Origin of the sequence: Bryobacter aggregatus MPL3 (genome assembly GCF_000702445.1) — a bacterium.
GTDB lineage: Bacteria > Acidobacteriota > Terriglobia > Bryobacterales > Bryobacteraceae > Bryobacter > Bryobacter aggregatus.
The window spans coordinates 1,029,896-1,048,305 of record NZ_JNIF01000003.1; the positions used below are offsets into that span (position 1 = coordinate 1,029,896).

Sequence of the window (18,410 nt, forward strand, 5' to 3'; positions counted from 1 at the left end):
GTGCTAGGTTTGTGAAAAGTGCTCTATGACCATCCGCAACAACCGGCCCTCCCCGAGGGTTGGTTTATTCGTAGTCTTCTGGCCGTAGCAGCAATCATGCGGAGCTTTGGCGCCCTGCTGTCCATGGGCACCAGCACCATCCTTCTCACCTTCGCCTTCGAGCCGCTTCTACCTTATCTTCCGATGCCCCGCCGCTTGGGCGAAAACATGGTGCAAGGCATCCCGGGCCTGATCATGGCCTTGCTGGTTTCCTGGCTCCTCTTGCATTACGCGCACAAGTTGCGTCTTTCGGATCTCGGTCTCTCGCTCGATCTAGCCAACTTGCGCGAACTGGCGATCTGGACTTTGGGAGGCGCGTTTGTACTTTCACTGACCGTGCTTCCACTGCTCTGGAGCGGCGCCGGACAATTCACTCCCAGTGAAGCAAAGATTGCTGGTCCTGGCTCACTGACCATATTCCTCATCCTGCTCTTGATCTCCGCCATGGAAGAAGAACTCATCATGCGTGGGTATCCCTTCCAGACGCTTGTCGAGCCGCTCCACCTTCTCGGTGCGCTGATCCTTACCAGTGGCGCCTTTGCCGCACTCCACTGGGCCAATCCGGGCGCGAATGAATTCACCATCGCCAATACCTTTCTGGCCGGTTGCGCACTGGGTTTGCTGCTCGTCATCCGGCGCAGCATGTGGGCAGCCATTGGCGCCCATTTCGGCTGGAATCTCGCGACCATCCTCTTTGGCCTCAATCTCAGCGGACTCGCGATGCCCATCGTCCCCTTCACCCTGAACTGGACCATCGACCCCATCTGGACCGGCGGTCGTTATGGGCCGGAAGGCGGCCTGCTCTGCACGATCATCCTGAGCCTGTTGATTCTGATTGAAGTCTTGATCTACCATCGCCAACTTCTCGACACCCCAAGCATCCTGGCGGACGAGTCCGAATGAATATTGCCTGGATCCTGCTTCCCGCAATCTTGTTGGAAGCACTCTTTTACTTTCTTCCCAGTTCCACCGGTTTCCGGTCTCGCTTTGGGAAGCTTTCGCCTTATCTCCAGGCGCCACTGATCTGGCTCAGCGGCTTTGCGCCTGTATTTCTGCTGAATCAGTTACAGGGTTCGCACCCTGAGGAATTCACGTTGTTTGCGGGCGCACTCGGCATCACCTGTGTCTGGTTTCTCATTCTCCCCAAGCGGCCCGCCGCAGACATTCTCCTGCTGGTCTTGCTCAGTTCGTTCATCCTCTTGCCTTGGTTCAAGCCGCTGTTCCCTTCCCCCGCCGGAACTGCAAAACTCGACTCGCTGAACAAGCTGCTGTGGGTGCGCGTGGGCATCTGGGTGTTTCTCTTTCCCCGCCGCTTCTCCGTACCTGGCATCGGCTTTCTGCCCAACCGGCAGGAATGGTTTGTGGGGACCCGCTACTTCGTCTACTTCCTGGCAATCATCTTGCCGGTCGGACTCTACTTCCATATCTTTCGCGTCCAGTTCCCGAAAGTGGATCTCTGGGCAATCCCCTTTCTGACTCTCGGGACCTTCCTCGGTATGATGCTATTCGTCACCTGGGGAGAGGAATTTCTTGTGCGCGGCGTGCTACAAAGCGTCCTCATTAAAGAACTCGGCCGCTGGCCCGGCATCCTGATTGCCAGTCTTTGCTTTGGCCTCGTCCACCTCTCGTTTCGCAACTACCCGAACTGGCGCTTCGCGGCCTTCTCGGCACTAGCTGCGGTCTTTTATGGACTCGCCTTTGAGCGCGGCCATTCGCTCCGGGCAGCGATGGTGACGCACTCGCTGGTGAACACAGTCTGGACGATCGTCTTCTCCCGCTCGCTCTAGCGAGACGACGCGGGCGCAACCAGTCCATCGCTCTCCGCACGGCGCGCAAGCCCTTCCACCGCATCGAGCCACAATGACACGTTGGGCACGGGGCTCGAGAAGGGGAATTCCAGCGTCGCAAACGCCTGCTGGCTACCGCCAATTGCCGATCCGAGCCAGCCTGTATCCTGCAACAGACTCTCCATGCGAGAGCCGGGCACAGCCTTCCCGGATAGATTCGCCCATTGCCATGGCTTTCCGAGTTCTCCGGAGACACCGACCACCTGCATCCCGAGAAACTGCTCTGTCAGCTTTTGCCAAACCGTGGTTTGATGCTCCCGGACTTCTCCTAGTTTTGCCGCAATGGCAAACTGGGCCGGAACACCGCTGCGATCAAACATCGGCCACCAGAACTGACCCGCCAGGCTGGCATTGAAAACAACCACGCGAGGCGTCGGAGAATAGTCCAGCTCTTCTTTTTGCAGGGTCTGGAGCAGAGCCAGATAGTTCTTGCGGCGCACGTCGGCCAAGCGCTGGGCTTCCTTCGTGTTCTGGTGGAAATATGATTCGAGCGGTTCCACCACGCGGTAGTTCCCACGCAGATCGGTCAGCACCTCCCGCGCCACAGCCGGAGACAGAACGGTGTTCTCTCCGATCAAGATGGCCTCCAGAAGATTCTCCCGATCACTCATCGCATACACGGTGGAGCCCGGCTTGCCGGATTCCAGTTCTGCCGTCGAGAAGCTGAGCGCAGGAGACACGCGCTGTTGCTGCCAACTGAGCCGATGGCTCGTCCGCCAGCGAGGCAAAGGCGAGAAGCGTGCCGCACTCTCATACTGCAACTGCGCATGCGAGAGACTCTGCGCGTCCGCCACCCGGCTGACCACGAGGAAGGCGGGCGCCGAGACTTCTCCTAAAGCATTCTTTTGTTCTCGAAAGGCAAAGGCATGCGTCACGGCCCAAAAATTCTGATCGAGGGCAACACCCGCCACATCCCCAAGAAACGGAGACTGCGTGGGAGGCCGCTCACCCGGCGCCGGATTCTGGATCCGCTGGAACTGATCCGGCAGTCGAAGACGGACTTGCCCCAATTCCACATCCTGATAGCCCCCCGCCCGCACCTCTTTTGTCGAACAGGATGGCAGCAGCAGGACTATCCCAACCGCTCCAACAACACACAAGAAACGACCTGATTTCTGCAACATCCCCGTACTTCTCATCCTACGCCATGCACCGATGCTAAACTAATCTCTGGTATTTCTGTTCGGGCGCGTAGCTCAGTTGGTTAGAGCACCTCGTTTACACCGAGGGGGTCCGGGGTTCGAGTCCCTGCGCGCCCACCATTCCATCTCTCTTCCGGAATCCCTTTGCAAGTCTTCGCCGTCATCGAAGCGAACTCCGTCACCGGACCCGCAAAGAATCTCATCCAGTTCGCTGCCATCGCACGCGACTTTCCCAACCCGATTCACTTCACCTTTTTTACCTTCCGGCGGCCGGGAGACCCGAGCGACGACCCCTTCCTCCGCGCCTGCCGAGCCGCATCGATTCCGGTCGAACTGATCCTCGAGAACGGGCCCTATGATTGGCGGACCATTCGCCGGCTGCAGCAGTGGGTCAGAGAACGCCGGCCCGCCCTGGTCCAGACCCATAGCATCAAGAGTCACTTCCTCTACCGGCTTTCCGGCTTGTGGCGGGAGCGCCCCTGGCTGGCTTACCATCACGGTTACACCAAGCCAACCCGGAAGGCACAGATCTACAACCATCTTGGCGCCTGGGGAATTGGCAAGTGCCGCATGGCCATTACCGTCACGCCGGCCTTCCGGGCCGAACTCCTCGGGGTGGGGATTCCTGCCGATCGCATTGAGATCATCCCCAATGCGATCGATCCGAATTGGTTTCCCCCTGCGCTGCGCCGTCCGATGCCAGCAAAGCCCCACTTGGTCTCCATCGGACGCCTCTCCCGGGAGAAGGCGCACGCCGATCTCATTGCCGCCCTGCCCGCTGGCTGCAAGCTCACCATCGCCGGGGAGGGTCCGGAGCGCGAAGCCCTCCTCTCCTTGGCCGCCTCTCGGCAGGCCGATGTCCAGTTGATCGGACAAATTGAGGACGTACGTCCCTGCTTTCGAGAAGCCGATCTCTTTGTGTTGCCCTCGCACAGCGAAGGATCTCCGAATATTCTTATCGAAGCGATGGCCGCGGCCATTCCGATTGTGGCCACCACCGCGGGCGGGATCCCCGACACCGTAACCGATGGGGTTCACGCCTTGCTCGTCCCCCCAGCCCAACCAGCAAGACTTACCGCGGCAATCGAGCGGCTGATTGCCGACCCGCCACTGGCCGCGCAACTGGCCGCGCAGGCCCGGGCCCGGGTGGTTGAGCACTTCTCTCCAATGGCGCGCGCCGAGCGCATGGCCGCGCTCTATCGCAGTCTGGTCTGATCAGATGTATTGCGGCCGCTTTGCTCCCTCCCCGACCGGACCGTTGCACTTCGGCTCACTGGTTGCTGCAACGGCCAGTTATCTTGATGCCCGCGCCCAGCGTGGCCAGTGGCTGCTGCGCATGGAGGACACAGACCACACACGCTGCCGTCCTCACTACGCCGACGAAATCCTGTCCACCCTCAGCGCCTTTGGCTTCGTTTGGGATGAACCAGTCATCGTACAAAGCGAACGCAGCGCGCTTTACGATGCCGCCATCGCCCAGCTTGGCCCGCGCGTCTATCATTGCACCTGTAGCCGCCGCGAAATCGCAACCCTGGCCGCCCAGAACGAATCCCGCTATCCCGGAATCTGCCGCAACGGCTGCGACCCGGCAAAGCCGGTCCGCGCCTTACGCCTGGCAGTCGAAGATCCGGCAATCTCCGACGATTTCATTCTGTTCAGCACCACCGGTAAGATCTATTCCTACCAACTCGCGGTCGTTGTCGACGACGAGGCCCAGGGCATCACCCACGTTGTGCGCGGCGCAGATCTGCTGTCCTCCACCCCACGGCAACAGTATCTGCAACGCCTGCTCGGCTATCGGACGCTGCAGTATCTGCATCTTCCCCTTGCGACTGGTCCGGATGGCACAAAACTCTCAAAACAAAATCTCGCCCCGGCTCTCGACACGGCAAGCAGCACAACACTACTCGTACAAGCCCTTGAATTCCTCCAGCAGCAGCCAGAAGAGAACCTCGCGCGCCAATCCCTTGCCAACATCTGGGCCTGGGCTATTGCGAACTGGCGACCGGAACGCTTGCGGCGCTACTCTTGACGCCCAGTGCGCCGAGTTGGTTCTCCACCCGCGCGAGATCTTCGCGCATTGCAGCATTGGACCGGTCCGCACTGATGATGGTCTGCAACAAGGTTTGCGCCATCTGGAATTCCTTCAGCGCCTTCTGCCGTTGCCGGAGCGCCGCATAGACTTGTCCGAGTGCCTCGTGCGCCTCGGCGACTTCTCCCTGCGCTCCCGCATTCGAACGATTCATCGCCGCGAGCCGCTCCCGCATCGCCAGAGCCGACTCCACCATCGGCAGCGCTTCCCGCGACCGTCCGATGCTCAACAAAGCCTTCGCAGTACTCACCCGGTTGGTCTGGAGGAGGGTTCTGCTTCGGACCTCGCGGATATCCGCCCTCGCAACCTCCTCATAAATCATACGGCCCACCTCGAAATGATCAAGCGCTTCCTTCGTACGCCCCAGACTTTGCAAAATCGTTCCGAAGTTGGTGTGAGAAAGCCCGGCGCTCACTTGGAACTGCACATTCCCCCGGTCCCGCTCATAGAGGCGCAGGTCGATCTCGAGCGCCCGCTGATAATGAGCCAGACTTGCCGGCAGCGCATTCTCGTGCCTCTCAATGGAACCCATCCTCGAAAGAGCAAGCGACAGCGCCCTGAGATCGGCAACCTGATTCGGATTCTGAGCGACAACTTCTTCGAGCATCTGCAAGGCCTCGCGGCGGGTTTCGAGCACTCCCTGCCAATCTCCCATCTGGGACAAACTCCCGCTCAAGGAGGTCAGGTTGCTAGCCAGCGCACGCTTGCGAAGCAGATTCGTAGGATCGCCTTCAAACAGAGCCTGGCGGATGCCAAGCGCCTTCCGCTCATAAGAGAGCGCCGTATTGGCATCGCCCATCACACGCAACGCAGCACTCAACCGGGAGTAACTCGAAGCCAATTGCTCGCTGGCTTTCTGAAACTCGGGTGCCTTCTTTGCATTCTTGCGAATCTCCATCCGCAGCATCTCGCTCTTGCGATAGCTCTGGAGCGCCTCAGCGATCTGCCCGAGATTCATCGTTCCAGGACGGCCCTGGATATCGCCAATTCTCTCGTAGGTCGCGGCAAGCTCTTCGCGTAATACGATGTCGGTGGTATCCTGCTTCGCCAACTCATCCAGGTAGCCCAGGGCGCTCTTCACCAACTTGGCGCGCACCGGAGTGGCGCCCTGCAATGTAGACAGGGCTTCATCGGCGTCAAACACCAAGGTGTTCGCCAGATTCCGCAACTGGTCAAAACGCTGCTGCGCTTTCTCGTAATTCTTTTGCGCCAGGCGCTCCTGATAGAAGGCAGCACCCACCGCGAGAATGAGCGCGATACTCGCAAGAGTCGAGACCGCAACAAAGGCCCGGTTTCTGCGGATAAACTTTTGCAGCCGGTAGCCGTAGGTCTGCGGCCGCGCCGACACCGGGCGCAAGTGCAGATAGCGTTCAATATCCTCGCCCAGCGCATCGGCGCCGCGATAGCGATGAGAACGTTCAAACTCAAGCGCCTTTAGGCTGATATTGTCGAGATCCCCCGACAAGCGGCCATCACCGCTCACCTGGCTCGGCTTCGGCGGAGCTTCTTTACGCAGGTGTTCGAGAATCTCCTGCGTCGTCATGCCCGTAAAGTCGAAGGGCAGCTTGCCGCAGAGTAGAAAGAACAGAATACGCCCGAGCGCATAGCAATCGCTCTCGATGCTCAGTGGCTCGCCGCGCAACTGTTCCGGACTGGCCCACCAGGGAGTCAGGGCCGGAGCCATCGTGATCGTATTCTGTACCGCTGGATCGGTGGTGTCTTTGCCCTGAATCAAGCGGGCAATGCCGAAATCCACCAGCTTGGCCCCCCCATCCCGGGTGACCAGAATATTGCTCGGCTTCAGATCGCCGTGGACGATCAGATTGCGGTGCGCGTAAGCAACGCCATCGCAAATGCGAGTGAAGAGCTCCAGACGGGCCGCGAGGCTTGGCTTCGTCTCCACCAGCCATTCCTCAAGATTCTGCGCATCGAGGTACTCGGTGACGAGATAAGGGACACCTTCACTGGTAACGCCGCCGTCCAGCAGACGCAGAATGTTCTCATGCGTGAGACGGGCCAGAATCTGGCGCTCCATGCGAAAGCGGCGAGAGAGATACTCGTGGTTACCGGCAAAGCGGATGACTTTGAGCGCCACCTGCATCGGGACGCCGTCCATCTCTTTGCTGGCCAGATAAACGCTGCCCATGCCGCCCTTGGCAATGAGCTTTTCTACTCGATAGTCGCCGACCCGGCGGCCTTCGAGAGTTTCGAGAAAGCCGCCCAGTTGCACTGGAGCGTCTTCCAGAAACTCGTCGGCTGCTTCAAAGCTTTCGAGCAGACTTTTGACTTCGGCGATCAATTCCGCGTCGCCGCCGCTGGCCTCCTCAACGAAGGCGTCACGCCGCGACGCAGGCATCTCAGCCGCGTCATGGAGGATCTGTTTCACCTGCTGCCAGCGGGTGTGCACACATCCATATTAAGACTCGTTGGATCCACCTCGGGTCAATTCGCGAAACAGCCATGCTTTCGCGCAAACCCAGTCGCGCTTGACCGTCGCGGGAGAGACGCCGACAATCGCCGCCGTCTCCTCAATCGACAGTCCGGCAAAGAATCGCAATTCTACAATTCTTGCCTGTTGGGGGTCGACCTTGGCGAGCGTTTTCAGGCCATCGTCCAGTGCCAGAATCTCCCAGTTCCGCTTCTCAGGAACTCCAATCGCCTCATCCAGCGACAGAGCGGCAAAGCCGGAACCGCGTTTCTGGGCGCGCGTGGCGCGAATGTGATCGACAAGAATACGGCGGATCATCTGCGCCGCAATTCCAAAAAAGTGGGCTCGGCTCTTCCAACTGACATCGCGCTGCTGGATCAGCTTCATGTACGCTTCGTGCACCAGAGCCGTCGCTTGCAGCGTATGGCCCGGATTTTCAAAGCGCATGTAACTGGCGGCCAAACGGCGCAGTTCGTCATAAACAAGCGGCAACAGATCGGCGAGCGCCTGGCGATTGCCATGCGACCAGCTCTGTAGCAATTGGGTGACGTCGTGGCCCGGTTCGTTCTGCTGGCCAGGGGTCCGGACGGGGGTTGCTTCCAAAATATCGGCCTCGAGAACCATGTGATGCGTTTCCTCTCAAATTAGGTACGCGTTGAAAGAGAAAACGTTCGGCTCAAGATCTCTCATTTTATGAGAAATGTTTCGATGAGAAAATAGAGACTCCACCTGAAGTGATCTCGACTCTCCATGGCACGCTGCACAAACGCAACGATTTTGACTCCCACATCCTTACCGGAGAGCGGGAACTGGTCATCTATCTGCCTCCAGGCTATGAGCAGCGCCCATCCCAACGCTATCCGGTCATGTACTTCCATGACTCCCAGAACGTCTTTGAGCCCCATACGGCGTTCATCCCTGGGCAGTACTGGCAAGTCCCCGAAACAGCAGACCGCCTCATCACCGAGCAGCGCGTCGAGCCACTGATTCTGGTTGGCATCCCTCACGGCGGCACCCGGCGCATTGACGAGTTCACGCCCAGCCCGAATCCTCAGGAGCACTACGGCGGCCAGGCTGCGTCCTATGGACGCATGCTCGTAGAAGAGGTGATTCCCTTCATCGATCGGGACTACCGCACGCTTCCCGGCCCCAAACACACCGGCCTCGGCGGCAGTTCGCTCGGCGGCCTGGTGACCATCTATTTAGGCATCCGGTATCCCGAGGTGTTTGGCCGTCTTGCCGTCATGTCCCCATCGGTGTGGTGGGATTACCGGATGATCCTCAGAAAGATCGTCTCGATCACCCACAAGCACCGGGCCAAGCTCTGGCTCGACGTCGGCCTGCGCGAAGGAAATAATCCAAAGGCAGTTTTGCGCGACGTGCGCCTGCTCCGCGACGTGCTGATGCACAAAGGATGGAAGGCCGGAAGCAATCTGTTCTATTACGAAGATCACGAAGGCGGCCACGACGAGCGCGCCTGGGCCGCCCGCGTGCCGTCCATGCTGCAGTTCCTGTTCCCCGGGGCCCGGCCGCGCATTGAGCTGCCAGACTCAGCTAGTTTCCGTTGATCGTGGCGACAGGTCCAGGAAGCACCACCTCATAGACGTGGCGATCGAGATATCCAGTTTGCTCCGCTTCCATCCGCAGGGAAATCGTGGCCCCATCATCCTTCAACTTCGGGAGCAACCAGTTTTCATGATCCGAAGGCATCGCAAAGACCAGGAATCGACGGTGTGTCGCTAAGAATTGCTCATAGGAAACGACTTGGCCTCGAATCGGGAAGAGTCGCTGGACATGTACGAGGCCCTCGAACATATTCGATTTGATGTAGTGCAAGGCGGCCTCGTTGTTGGTCAGATAGAAAAGTCTCGCCGCAAGTTGCGTGGGTTCCCGCCGATCCATTTCGAGAAAGGTCATGCCGTTTGCCGTAATAAAGGGCAAGTTGGGCTCGATCTCACGATATTGCAGCGAAACATTCCTGTACCTGCCCATCTGCATTCCAGTCAGCCCCTTGCTCCAGACAAACAAACCCACCAAAAGAACCGTGATGAGAAGTACCGTACCTGGATTCCGAAGCAGGCGTGCCAAAATGGCGACCACCAGCAAGGTCACGCCCAGCATCGCGCCAATTCCATAGCGGCCAACAAACTGAATGCCCGAAATCATGCAATAGACGCCGACCAGCGCCGGCATGGCCAGCGTCGTCAGACAGAAGGCAAGCTCATGAGATCGAATGATCTTGCACCACGGCTTCCCCGAGTCCCGCACGGCATATCCGAGAACCACGACGATCCCCACCACCGGCAACAGAATCATCACCAGGGAGTAGTAAAAGGTCGAGAGCAAGGCCATCGTGGACTCCAGGGCCGGGGAAAAACGCATGGAATGCGCCGTTCGTAATAAGGGAAAATATAGCGGCAGAATCAGCAGAGGCAAGAGGATCGCCAGCCAGATCCTGCGGTCCAGACGGCGGCGTTCTACGCTCCGAACCAGTTCCCCCACTCCGATTGCGGAGCCAAAAAGAGGAGCGAAACAATGGGTGAGAAATAGGGCCGCCAAGGAGACCGTCAGCCCGGTGTGCCATCGGCTCCAGCGCGGCCTCTCGATCGCCGCCAACCAGCAATACAATCCGCAGCAGAGCAACGCCAGCATCAGCGCATAGGGCCGCGCCTCGACAGCAAAATAAACCAACCAGACGCACCAGAAGACCGCCATCCCCATCAGTCCAAACAGCCCACCCAGTCTGTGCCGCACCAACTGAAAGACCACCAAACTCGCCGCCACAAATGCCAGCAAGGATGGCACGCGCGCACTGAAATCAGAATCGCCCAGCAGCAGGATGCTGATCCTCACCAGGAGAAAGTTAAGGGGAGGCTGCAGATCCACCGTCTGTACACTCTCGAGAAATCGATCCCAGCTCGGCGACATCGCGATGTAATAGGTCACCAACTCGTCGTACCAGAGAGGCCGCAGAGCGGCTGGAATCATCACCATCGCGAATACGGCGAGACAGAACAGCAGTGCCCATCGTGGATTGCGGTCGAGCGTAGCCACGAATTCCAGAAATCGGTTCATCGTTTGCTCCATCGGCCCCTCAACGATCCGTCATTAGGCAATCCGCCAAAGATCTAAGACTTTTCCCTTACGGAATTCACAGCTAGAACCTAACGTGCGGGCAGACAGCAGCCGATTATTCCTCCAGCATCATGAAAGTCGTGATCCTTTGTGGCGGAATGGGAACCCGGTTGCGAGAAGAGACAGAGTATCGGCCCAAACCGATGGTCGAAATCGGCGGCCGGCCGATCCTGTGGCACATCATGAAGTACTATTCGCACTTCGGCTTCCGGGATTTTGTGCTGTGTCTTGGCTATCGCGGCCAAGTGATCAAAGAATACTTCCTCAACTACGAGGCGATGAATAACGATTTCACCATCTGCCTGGGACAAACCAATCAGATTCACTTCCACGAGCGACATCGGGAGCAAGGCTTCCACGTTACCCTAGCCGACACGGGGCTTGAGACCATGACTGGCGGCCGCATCCGCCGCGCAGCGAAGTATCTGGACGGCGACACCTTCATGATGACCTACGGCGACGGCCTCTCCAATATCGATCTCGGGGCGCTGCTCGCCTTCCATCAGTCCCATGGCCGCATCGCGACGGTCACCAGCGTCAACCCGCCGGTTCGCTATGGAATCCTCAGCACGACAGCAAGTGGCGAGGTCTCGAGCTTTCTTGAAAAACCAGTTTCGCGCGATTGCGCCAGTGCAGGCTTCTTCATCTTCGATCGAAAGATCCTCGACTATATTGACTCCGACGAAACCGTGTTTGAGAACGGTCCTCTCGAGCAACTGACTGCCGACAAGCAACTGATGGCGTTTCGCCACGATGGCTTCTTCTTCGCGATGGACACCTATCGCGAATACTTGCAACTCAATGAACTCTGGCGCTCGGGCGAAGCACCCTGGAAGGTGTGGCAGTGATGCGAGGATTCTGGGACGCCCGGCCCGTCTTCGTCACCGGGGCGACCGGCCTGGTCGGCAGTTGGCTCGTCAAGGCACTGTTACGCCAGGGAGCTGAAGTTGTTTGCCTGGTTCGCGACAGCGTTCCCCAATCGGAATTGAACCAATCGGGGGACGCAGCCCGGGTTCGCCTCGTGCATGGCGACATCTGCAACCAGGCGCTCCTCGAACGCATTCTCGGCGAGTACGAAATCGATACCGTTTTTCACCTTGCCGCACAGACCATCGTCGGCGTGGCGAACCGGAATCCGGTCTCGACCTTTTCGTCCAACATCGAAGGCACCTGGGCGCTGCTCGAGGCGGCCCGCCGTGCGCCCTCAGTCCGCCAGATTGTTGTCGCGTCATCCGATAAAGCCTACGGTGACCAGGAAAAGCTTCCCTACGAAGAATCCACGCCGCTGGAAGGCCGCCATCCTTACGATGTCAGCAAGTCCTGTGCCGATCTGATCGCGCAATCCTACGCCCACACCTATCAGCTTCCAGTTGTCGTCACGCGTTGCGGCAACTTCTACGGCGGGGGCGATCTCAACTGGAACCGCATCATCCCTGGCACCATTCGTTCGCTCCTCCGCAATGAGCCGCCCCTCATCCGCTCCGACGGTCAGTTCATCCGGGATTATTTCTTCGTTGAGGATGGGGCTGCTGCTTATCTCCTCCTTGCCGAACGTCTCGCCGGCAACCGCTTGCTCATCGGCCACGCTTTTAACTTCTCCAATGAGTCCCAGGTGACGGTCACGGATCTGGTTCGGCGCATCAGCCGTCTCATGGGTTCGCGTCTTGAGCCGCGCATCCTGAATCAGGCCTCCCATGAGATTCGAAATCAGCAGCTCAGCGCCGCCAAGGCCAGAGAGATGCTGTCCTGGTCACCGCTCTTTAGCTTGGACCAGGGTCTCGAGCTGACGATCGCTTGGTACCGCCAATGGAATGAGCAGCGTAACCAATCCAGTCATGCCGCCGACGTCCATACGCTCGCAACGGTGCTCCGATGACAAACGCCAGCCTCCTTGTAAAGCCCCCCGTCTCCAAGCACCGCGAGGAGGAACTCCGCGGTCAAATTCGTGAACTCGTGCGGGAGTACCACGCCACCGCCTTCGCGCCCCAACCCTTCTCTCCAGGGACAAGCCAGATCCCGTTTGCTGGACGCGTCTTTGATGCAGAAGAGATCGAAACGCTGGTAGAGTCCTCTCTCGATTTCTGGCTTACCACCGGACGCTTTGCCCGCGAATTTGAGCGCGAGTTTGCTCGCTTTTACGGCCTCCGCAATGCCCTGCTCGTCAACAGCGGCTCCTCGGCCAACCTGCTGGCTCTGACTGCGCTCACCTCCCCGCGCCTCGGCGACCGCGCGCTCCTACCAGGCGACGAAGTCATCACGGTTGCTGCCGGCTTCCCTACCACGGTCAATCCCATCTTCCAGAATGGCTTGGTCCCCGTCTTTGTGGACGTCGAGATCCCCACCTATAACCTCGACACCAGTCTGCTGGACGCCGCACTCTCCAGCCGCACCCGGGCCGTCATGATCGCCCACACGCTGGGCAATCCCTTCGACGCAGCAGCCGTCAGCGCCTTCTGCCGCAAGCACGATCTCTGGCTGATCGAGGATTGCTGCGATGCCGTCGGGTCCACCCTCAATGGGAAGCTCACCGGAACCTTTGGAGACCTTGCCACCGTCAGCTTCTACCCGGCACACCACATGACGATGGGCGAAGGCGGCTGCGTCCTCACAAACACTCCGCTGCTCAAAACTCTCGCCGAATCCTTCCGCGATTGGGGACGGGATTGCTGGTGTGAACCCGGCCGGGACAACACCTGTGGCAAACGTTTCGATTGGCAGCAAGGCGAACTCCCCTGCGGCTACGATCACAAGTACACCTATTCGCACATCGGCTACAACCTGAAGGTCACCGACATGCAGGCCGCCATCGGCGTGGCGCAGTTGAAGAAACTCCCCGGCTTTATCGAGGCGCGCCGTGCCAACTTCAACTCTCTCTACGCCTCCCTCAAGGACCTTGCAGATTTCCTCATCCTGCCTGAGGCCACTACTGGCTCCAACCCAAGCTGGTTCGGCTTCCCCATCGCGGTCCGGCCCAGCTCACCGGTGTCGCGCAATGAGATCGTCCGTTTTCTCGAGAGCCGCAAGATCCAAACCCGTCTGCTCTTTGCAGGCAATCTCACTCGCCAGCCGGCCTATCTCGGAAAGCCCTTCCGCGTCGCGGGCCATCTCCATCGCACCGATACGATCATGAATCACGTCTTCTGGATTGGCGTCTATCCCGGACTCAGCACAGCCCAGCTCGACTACATGCAAGCTTCCCTCCACGAGGTCTTTGCAGCGTGAGCCCAAAGAAGATCAGCATCGTCACTCCCTGCTTCAACGAGGAACTGAATGTCGGCGAACTGCACGCTCGCGTCCGCGCGGTGATGGCGCAGTTGCCGCACTACAACTGGGAACATCTGTTCATTGACAATGCTTCTACCGATGGCACCGTCGAAATCCTGCGCGAGCTTGCCGCCAACGAGCCGCGCATCAAGGTCATCGTCAACACCCGCAACTTTGGTCCTTTGCGCTCCCCCGTCTACGGACTCCTCCAGGCCAGCGGCGACGCCATCATCCTCCTCTTCGCAGACCTGCAAGACCCACCGGAGTTACTCCTCGAGATGATCGCCGAGTGGGCCAGAGGCACTCCCGTCGTACTGCCCATCAAGGAAAGCAGCGATGAGAATCGCCTGATGTTCTGGGTACGCGGACTCTACTACCGCACCGTGCGCAAACTCGCACAGATGGAGACCTACGATAACTTCACTGGCTTCGGACTCTTCGACCGCAAAGTCATCGACCTCGTCCGCAGCTTCAATGATCCCGACCCCTTCTTTCGCGGCATCATCTCCGAAATCGGCCTGCCGCATAAGAAGATCGCTTACAACCAGAAGCGCCGGCTACGCGGCTTCAGCAAGAATAATCTCTATGTGCTCTATGACACCGCGATGCTCGGCATCACGAATGTCTCAAAGGTCCCACTTCGGCTCTTTACCTTCTTTGGATTTGCTTGCGCCGGTCTTAGCATCCTCAGTTCTCTCGGCTACCTCATCTACAAATTGATCTACTGGGATCGTTTCAGTGTCGGCATGGCGCCCGTAGTCATCGGCTTCTTCTTTCTCACTTCGGTGCAACTGATCTTTGTTGGCATACTCTCGGAGTACATTTCGGCCATCCACGCCCAAGTCCTCCGCCGCCCGCTGACGGTGGAGAAAGAGCGGATCAACTTCGAAACGTCCGACCATCCCGGGTTCCTCACCCAGGATCTCCAAGCAATCTCACAGGCAACGATCACGCCGGCCAATCCCGAAGTGTCCGTGCGGACCGAAACCGCTCTCTAGTGCTAGGCTGCCCAGGCAACTTGACGTTGAGCTGCCTCGGTTGCCACTTGTCCGGGATCACCCTCATCCTCTCCCGTCAACAGCTGGATTTGAGCGGCCAGTGCACTCACTTGAGCTCGATCCTGCTCATCGGCCGGAGTGACATGGAGAGCCAACAGATGGACCAGGGTATCTAGGCGATATGCACCTGAGTGCCTTTTTTCCTCTTGGCTCCGTCGTAGCCACCGCGCGCCCCGAGTTCCGGTGTCGACTGCAAGGTGCGGCTATCGAGAATTGCCGCGCTCGAATCCAACGCTGCGTCTGCTGATCAACCACCTCCCAAGGTGGCAGATCATTCGGCATCCAACGCCAAGGGGCTCCCGTTTTGATGATGTAGCGCAGCCCGTTGAAGACCTCTCGTAGATCATGGTTGTGCTGTGGTGCGGCTTCATCCAGCAAGGCCAGTTCGGGCGCCGCCCCCCATTCTTCGTCACTGAGCTCGGCCCGGCATCGCTTGCGGAGCCGGGGAAGCCATCCCTTCACCTTCTCAACAGTGAACAGCCGCCTCTAGAGTTTTTGGCTCTTCGGATGCATCCCCACCAGCATCATCTCTTCCCGTAGCGGCTCGCGTCCCAGCAGCGGACTCAAATCCTCAAGCGGCGGTGACACCATCTGCCCTTCCGCCGTAATGGCGAGCGCGAGCTTCGGCACCAGTAACTGCATCGGATGCATTGGCACTTCGCAAAGCACTGGCTCCGGCCCCGATAACACATCTTCGAGAATGGCATCGGCATTCTCCCAGTCACACAAAGTCGCCGTCCTGAAGCCAAACGCGGCAGCCACCTTGCCAAAGTCTGGACAAGTCACTCCCGACTCCGGATCCGCCCCGGCAAGCCGTCCAAAAATCGCCTTCTGCGTATGCTTGATCGACAGATACGACCCATTGGTAAACAGAAAGATCTTCAACGGCAGCCGATGATGGATCGCAGTCTGCATCTCCTGCAGATTCATCAGGAAAGACCCGTCACCACTGATCAGGATGACGCGTCCTTTGCCACGGGCGAAACTTGCGCCAATCGCTCCCGGCAACCCGAATCCCATCTCGCCCAGTCCCGTCGAATACACAACCCGCTGGCCCAGCTTCAGCCGCAGCGCCTGAAAACTGCAAGTGCACGCAGTTCCGGCATCCAGCACCACCGTCTCGTCAGCAGAGAAATGGTCCGACAACTTGTCGATGAAGCGATAGGAGTTGATATAACCCGGCTCATGGTCATGCGTCCCCGCCTCGATGATCGGATACTTCTTGCGCCAGGCATTGCACTGCTTGAGCCAGGCCGTCGGTTCGGCCAGCGCCCCGGCCAGATGGGACAAGGACGATGCAGGCTCGCGCGGCTCGTCGAGCAAGGCGCGCAGAAAATCACCTGCATCGGCTTCAATTCCTAGATGCAAAAGCGAAGCCAGCTTCGCGATCTCAGTTGGATCAATATCGACCATAATCCGAGTTGCGCCGCGAGCAAACTCAGACGCCTCATACCCCACCTGCGGGATAGCCAGCCTGGTCCCGATTGCGAGCAACAGATCGCAGTTCTGCAGAACAAAATTCGCGCAGCGCTGCCCGTACACCCCGGCATGTCCAAAGTGCAGAGGCTCATCGGTTGCGAGGAGGTCGGCACCGTTCCAGGCCGTCAAGTAGGCGGCAGGGTATCTCTGCAGCAGCGGCGCCACCAAAGCGCTCGCCCCCGCAATTCGAATCCCATTGCCGAGCCAGATCACCGGCCTCTGGGCCTGCGCCAGATACGCACGTACTTGAGCAACTGCGGCCTCCAGCGCTGATGGCTCTTTCGCCGGCGGCGTGTATCCTTCCAGCAAGTCTGGATCGATCCTCGCCGACTGCACATCGACCGGAAGATCCAGCCACACCGGCCCCGGCCGCCCTGCGGACGCCAGGTACAGCGCCTTCTCCAGGTGATAGCGAATGGACTCGGGCCGGTCGACCAGCGCCGCATACTTCGTCATTCCGGATACCGTCTTTACGACATCGAAACCCTGCACGCCCCACATCCGCAACGGGTTCGCCGCTGTGGCGTGTATCGACTTCTCTTGTCCCGACAGGATCAGACAAGGGACTGAATCGGCCCAGGCATTTAAGACGCCGATGATCGCATTCGCCGCTCCCGGCCCTGCCGTCACCAGCATCACGCCGGGCCGATCCGTCAAGCGAGCGTAGGCAACCGCAGCCATCAATCCGGCCTGTTCATGATGCGGGCAGACGTACTTGAGCTCCGGATGATAGGCGATCGAATCCAACAGATGCGCATTTCCCGCACCCGAGACCACAAAGACATGTTTGGCACGATATGCAGCCAACCGATTGGCCACATACTCACTTAGCTTCATCAACATCCTGACTGCTCCTCAAACGACAAGATCGTCCGTCCAAACCCCTCCGCAATTCCCACCCGCGGCTCCCAGCCCAGCGCTCGCATCTTCCCGATATCCGGGCAACTCCGCGAGATCGTACTATTCACATAACTGCTTGCCGCATCACGGTTCTGATACTCCACGCACAGGTTCCGCTCCGGGTATAGGCGGCACAGTGTCTCCGCAAGATTCCGAATCGAAGATTCCTCGGCACTCCCGACGTTGTAAGCCTGCCCGGAAGTTCCCTCGATCAGCACGCGGAAAAACGCAAGTGTGGCGTCCGCCAGATAGCAGAAAGCCCGCGTCGCCAACCCATCGCTCCGAAGAACCAGATTCCGGCGGGCCACTACGTCGGCTACCAGATCGGCAAAGACCCGGCCATCCTCCAAAGCCATCCCGGGACCATAAGTATGAAAGGGACGGACAATCTTCACCGGCACTCCAAACTGCGTCTGCCAACAGACGCAAAGAGCCTCGCCTGCCCGCTTCGCTTCTCCGTAGCTGCAGCGAAGCTTCAACGGGTCGAGCAGTCCATACTGATCCTCGCGCGTTGGAATCATGCTCCCATCGATCGCCCCATAAACCTCACCACTACTAAAGAACAGGACGCTCTCGCTCTTCCGATCGCGCGCCAACTCGAGCATCCGCCGCGTCCCAAATACATTCGCCTCAAAGGTCCCCACTGGGTCGCTGCCCAAGTACAGCGGACTCGCCTGGCTTGCCGCATGGACAATGAAATCGACCGGTCCCTCCGGCCCACGATAGGCATCGCAAACATCCTGGACGACAAACTCCACCGCGCCTCGCCCAGCAAATCGCTTCCGGGCTTTCTCCAAATTCCGAACCAGCCCAAGCACCCGAATTCCAGCCCCACGCGAAGCATTCAGATGTAAGAGCGTCTCCACCATGTAGGCCGGCAAAAAACCATTGGCCCCAGTAACGAGGATGGTCTTCCCAAACATCCGCTCCCACGGCAGAGCCGAGGCCACAATTTGTTCCAGATCCGAATCCATCACGCGTATCGGCACAAGTTCTCCACCAAGCAAGAATCGGCAAACTAAGGGA

At 58.9% G+C, this 18,410-nt stretch carries 15 protein-coding genes, 1 tRNA gene and 1 pseudogene; 10 read left to right on the plus strand and 7 right to left on the minus strand.

Translation table 11 applies throughout. The features are described from left to right. Positions 1-18: 18 nt before the first annotated feature. On the plus strand, positions 19-942 hold the full coding sequence (locus M017_RS0105110) for a CPBP family intramembrane glutamic endopeptidase (protein WP_031496311.1): 924 nt from the start codon (positions 19-21) through the stop codon (positions 940-942). Next, a complete protein-coding gene (locus M017_RS0105115; RefSeq protein ID WP_031496313.1) occupies positions 939-1,826 on the plus strand; it encodes a CPBP family intramembrane glutamic endopeptidase in 888 nt (295 codons plus the stop codon). The genes M017_RS0105110 and M017_RS0105115 overlap by 4 nt, the downstream gene beginning before the upstream one ends. Here M017_RS0105115 and M017_RS0105120 read toward each other — a convergent pair. Next, positions 1,823-3,010: a hypothetical protein gene (locus M017_RS0105120; RefSeq protein WP_031496314.1), complete on the minus strand. Its 1,188-nt coding sequence runs from the start codon at positions 3,008-3,010 to the stop codon at positions 1,823-1,825. The two genes, M017_RS0105115 and M017_RS0105120, sit on opposite strands and share 4 nt — an antisense overlap. 61 nt (positions 3,011-3,071) lie before the next feature. On the opposite strand from M017_RS0105120, the gene M017_RS0105125 reads away from it, so the two are divergent. The 3 genes from M017_RS0105125 (at position 3,072) to gluQRS (ending at position 5,060) form a co-directional block, all read left to right on the plus strand. Next, positions 3,072-3,148: transfer RNA gene (locus M017_RS0105125), tRNA-Val, on the plus strand. A 24-nt stretch (positions 3,149-3,172) separates the two neighbouring features. Continuing rightward, entirely contained in the window at positions 3,173-4,243 is a 1,071-nt protein-coding gene (locus tag M017_RS0105130) for a glycosyltransferase family 4 protein (RefSeq protein WP_031496315.1), read from the plus strand. 4 nt (positions 4,244-4,247) lie between these two features. Next, the gene (gluQRS, locus tag M017_RS0105135) at positions 4,248-5,060 is read left to right on the plus strand and encodes a tRNA glutamyl-Q(34) synthetase GluQRS (protein ID WP_031496317.1); all 813 of its coding nucleotides are present in this window, start codon (positions 4,248-4,250) and stop codon (positions 5,058-5,060) included. On the opposite strand, the gene M017_RS0105140 is transcribed toward gluQRS, so the two are convergent. Together M017_RS0105140 and M017_RS0105145 are read right to left on the minus strand one after the other, a co-directional pair. Next, positions 5,017-7,527: a protein kinase domain-containing protein gene (locus M017_RS0105140; RefSeq protein ID WP_031496319.1), complete on the minus strand. Its 2,511-nt coding sequence runs from the start codon at positions 7,525-7,527 to the stop codon at positions 5,017-5,019. The genes gluQRS and M017_RS0105140 overlap by 44 nt on opposite strands. 9 nt (positions 7,528-7,536) lie before the next feature. After that, positions 7,537-8,172 carry a sigma-70 family RNA polymerase sigma factor gene (locus M017_RS0105145; RefSeq protein WP_051669529.1) on the minus strand — a complete coding sequence of 212 codons (636 nt, stop codon included), beginning with the start codon at positions 8,170-8,172 and terminating at the stop codon, positions 7,537-7,539. 110 nt (positions 8,173-8,282) lie between these two features. On the opposite strand from M017_RS0105145, the gene M017_RS0105150 reads away from it, so the two are divergent. Then, positions 8,283-9,116: an alpha/beta hydrolase gene (locus M017_RS0105150; RefSeq protein WP_051669530.1), complete on the plus strand. Its 834-nt coding sequence runs from the start codon at positions 8,283-8,285 to the stop codon at positions 9,114-9,116. Here the strand turns inward: M017_RS0105150 and M017_RS0105155 are convergent. Then, a complete protein-coding gene (locus M017_RS0105155) occupies positions 9,103-10,623 on the minus strand; it encodes a glycosyltransferase family 39 protein (protein WP_162179839.1) in 1,521 nt (506 codons plus the stop codon). The two genes, M017_RS0105150 and M017_RS0105155, sit on opposite strands and share 14 nt — an antisense overlap. Positions 10,624-10,754: 131 nt before the next feature. Between M017_RS0105155 and rfbF the strand changes: the two genes are divergently transcribed. Genes rfbF through M017_RS0105175 form a run of 4 tightly spaced genes read left to right on the plus strand, consistent with a single transcriptional unit; the run spans position 10,755 to position 14,945 of the window. Next, the gene (gene rfbF, locus M017_RS0105160; protein ID WP_031496325.1) at positions 10,755-11,531 is read left to right on the plus strand and encodes a glucose-1-phosphate cytidylyltransferase; all 777 of its coding nucleotides are present in this window, start codon (positions 10,755-10,757) and stop codon (positions 11,529-11,531) included. After that, the gene (locus M017_RS0105165; protein ID WP_051669531.1) at positions 11,531-12,559 is read left to right on the plus strand and encodes an NAD-dependent epimerase/dehydratase family protein; all 1,029 of its coding nucleotides are present in this window, start codon (positions 11,531-11,533) and stop codon (positions 12,557-12,559) included. The genes rfbF and M017_RS0105165 overlap by 1 nt, the downstream gene beginning before the upstream one ends. Next, positions 12,556-13,905, plus strand: coding sequence for a lipopolysaccharide biosynthesis protein RfbH (rfbH, locus tag M017_RS0105170; RefSeq protein ID WP_031496329.1), 1,350 nt, complete (start codon positions 12,556-12,558; stop codon positions 13,903-13,905). Before M017_RS0105165 ends, rfbH begins: the two co-directional genes overlap by 4 nt. Continuing rightward, positions 13,902-14,945, plus strand: coding sequence for a glycosyltransferase family 2 protein (locus tag M017_RS0105175; protein ID WP_080507514.1), 1,044 nt, complete (start codon positions 13,902-13,904; stop codon positions 14,943-14,945). Before rfbH ends, M017_RS0105175 begins: the two co-directional genes overlap by 4 nt. A gap of 26 nt (positions 14,946-14,971) precedes the next feature. Here M017_RS0105175 and M017_RS28540 read toward each other — a convergent pair. The 3 genes and pseudogenes from M017_RS28540 to M017_RS0105190 all read right to left on the minus strand — a co-directional run. Then, positions 14,972-15,467 (minus strand): annotated as a pseudogene (locus M017_RS28540) (transposase); the annotation flags it as partial. Positions 15,468-15,491: 24 nt separating this feature from the next. Next, positions 15,492-17,327: a thiamine pyrophosphate-binding protein gene (locus M017_RS0105185; protein ID WP_035957679.1), complete on the minus strand. Its 1,836-nt coding sequence runs from the start codon at positions 17,325-17,327 to the stop codon at positions 15,492-15,494. Next, on the minus strand, positions 17,321-18,373 hold the full coding sequence (locus M017_RS0105190; RefSeq protein WP_155121248.1) for an NAD-dependent epimerase/dehydratase family protein: 1,053 nt from the start codon (positions 18,371-18,373) through the stop codon (positions 17,321-17,323). Before M017_RS0105190 ends, M017_RS0105185 begins: the two co-directional genes overlap by 7 nt. Positions 18,374-18,410: the final 37 nt, after the last annotated feature.

Excerpts from the sequence above, each read along its gene's own strand:
- M017_RS0105115 (WP_031496313.1), top strand. The coding sequence starts at position 939 with ATGAATATTGCCTGGATCCTGCTTCCCGCAATCTTGTTGGAAGCACTC.
- M017_RS0105120 (WP_031496314.1), bottom strand. The coding sequence starts at position 3,010 with ATGTTGCAGAAATCAGGTCGTTTCTTGTGTGTTGTTGGAGCGGTTGGG.
- gluQRS (WP_031496317.1), top strand. The coding sequence starts at position 4,248 with ATGTATTGCGGCCGCTTTGCTCCCTCCCCGACCGGACCGTTGCACTTC.
- M017_RS0105145 (WP_051669529.1), bottom strand. The coding sequence starts at position 8,172 with ATGGTTCTCGAGGCCGATATTTTGGAAGCAACCCCCGTCCGGACCCCT.
- M017_RS0105155 (WP_162179839.1), bottom strand. The coding sequence starts at position 10,623 with ATGAACCGATTTCTGGAATTCGTGGCTACGCTCGACCGCAATCCACGA.
- rfbF (WP_031496325.1), top strand. The coding sequence starts at position 10,755 with ATGAAAGTCGTGATCCTTTGTGGCGGAATGGGAACCCGGTTGCGAGAA.
- M017_RS0105165 (WP_051669531.1), top strand. The coding sequence starts at position 11,531 with ATGCGAGGATTCTGGGACGCCCGGCCCGTCTTCGTCACCGGGGCGACC.
- rfbH (WP_031496329.1), top strand. The coding sequence starts at position 12,556 with ATGACAAACGCCAGCCTCCTTGTAAAGCCCCCCGTCTCCAAGCACCGC.
- M017_RS0105185 (WP_035957679.1), bottom strand. The coding sequence starts at position 17,327 with ATGTTGATGAAGCTAAGTGAGTATGTGGCCAATCGGTTGGCTGCATAT.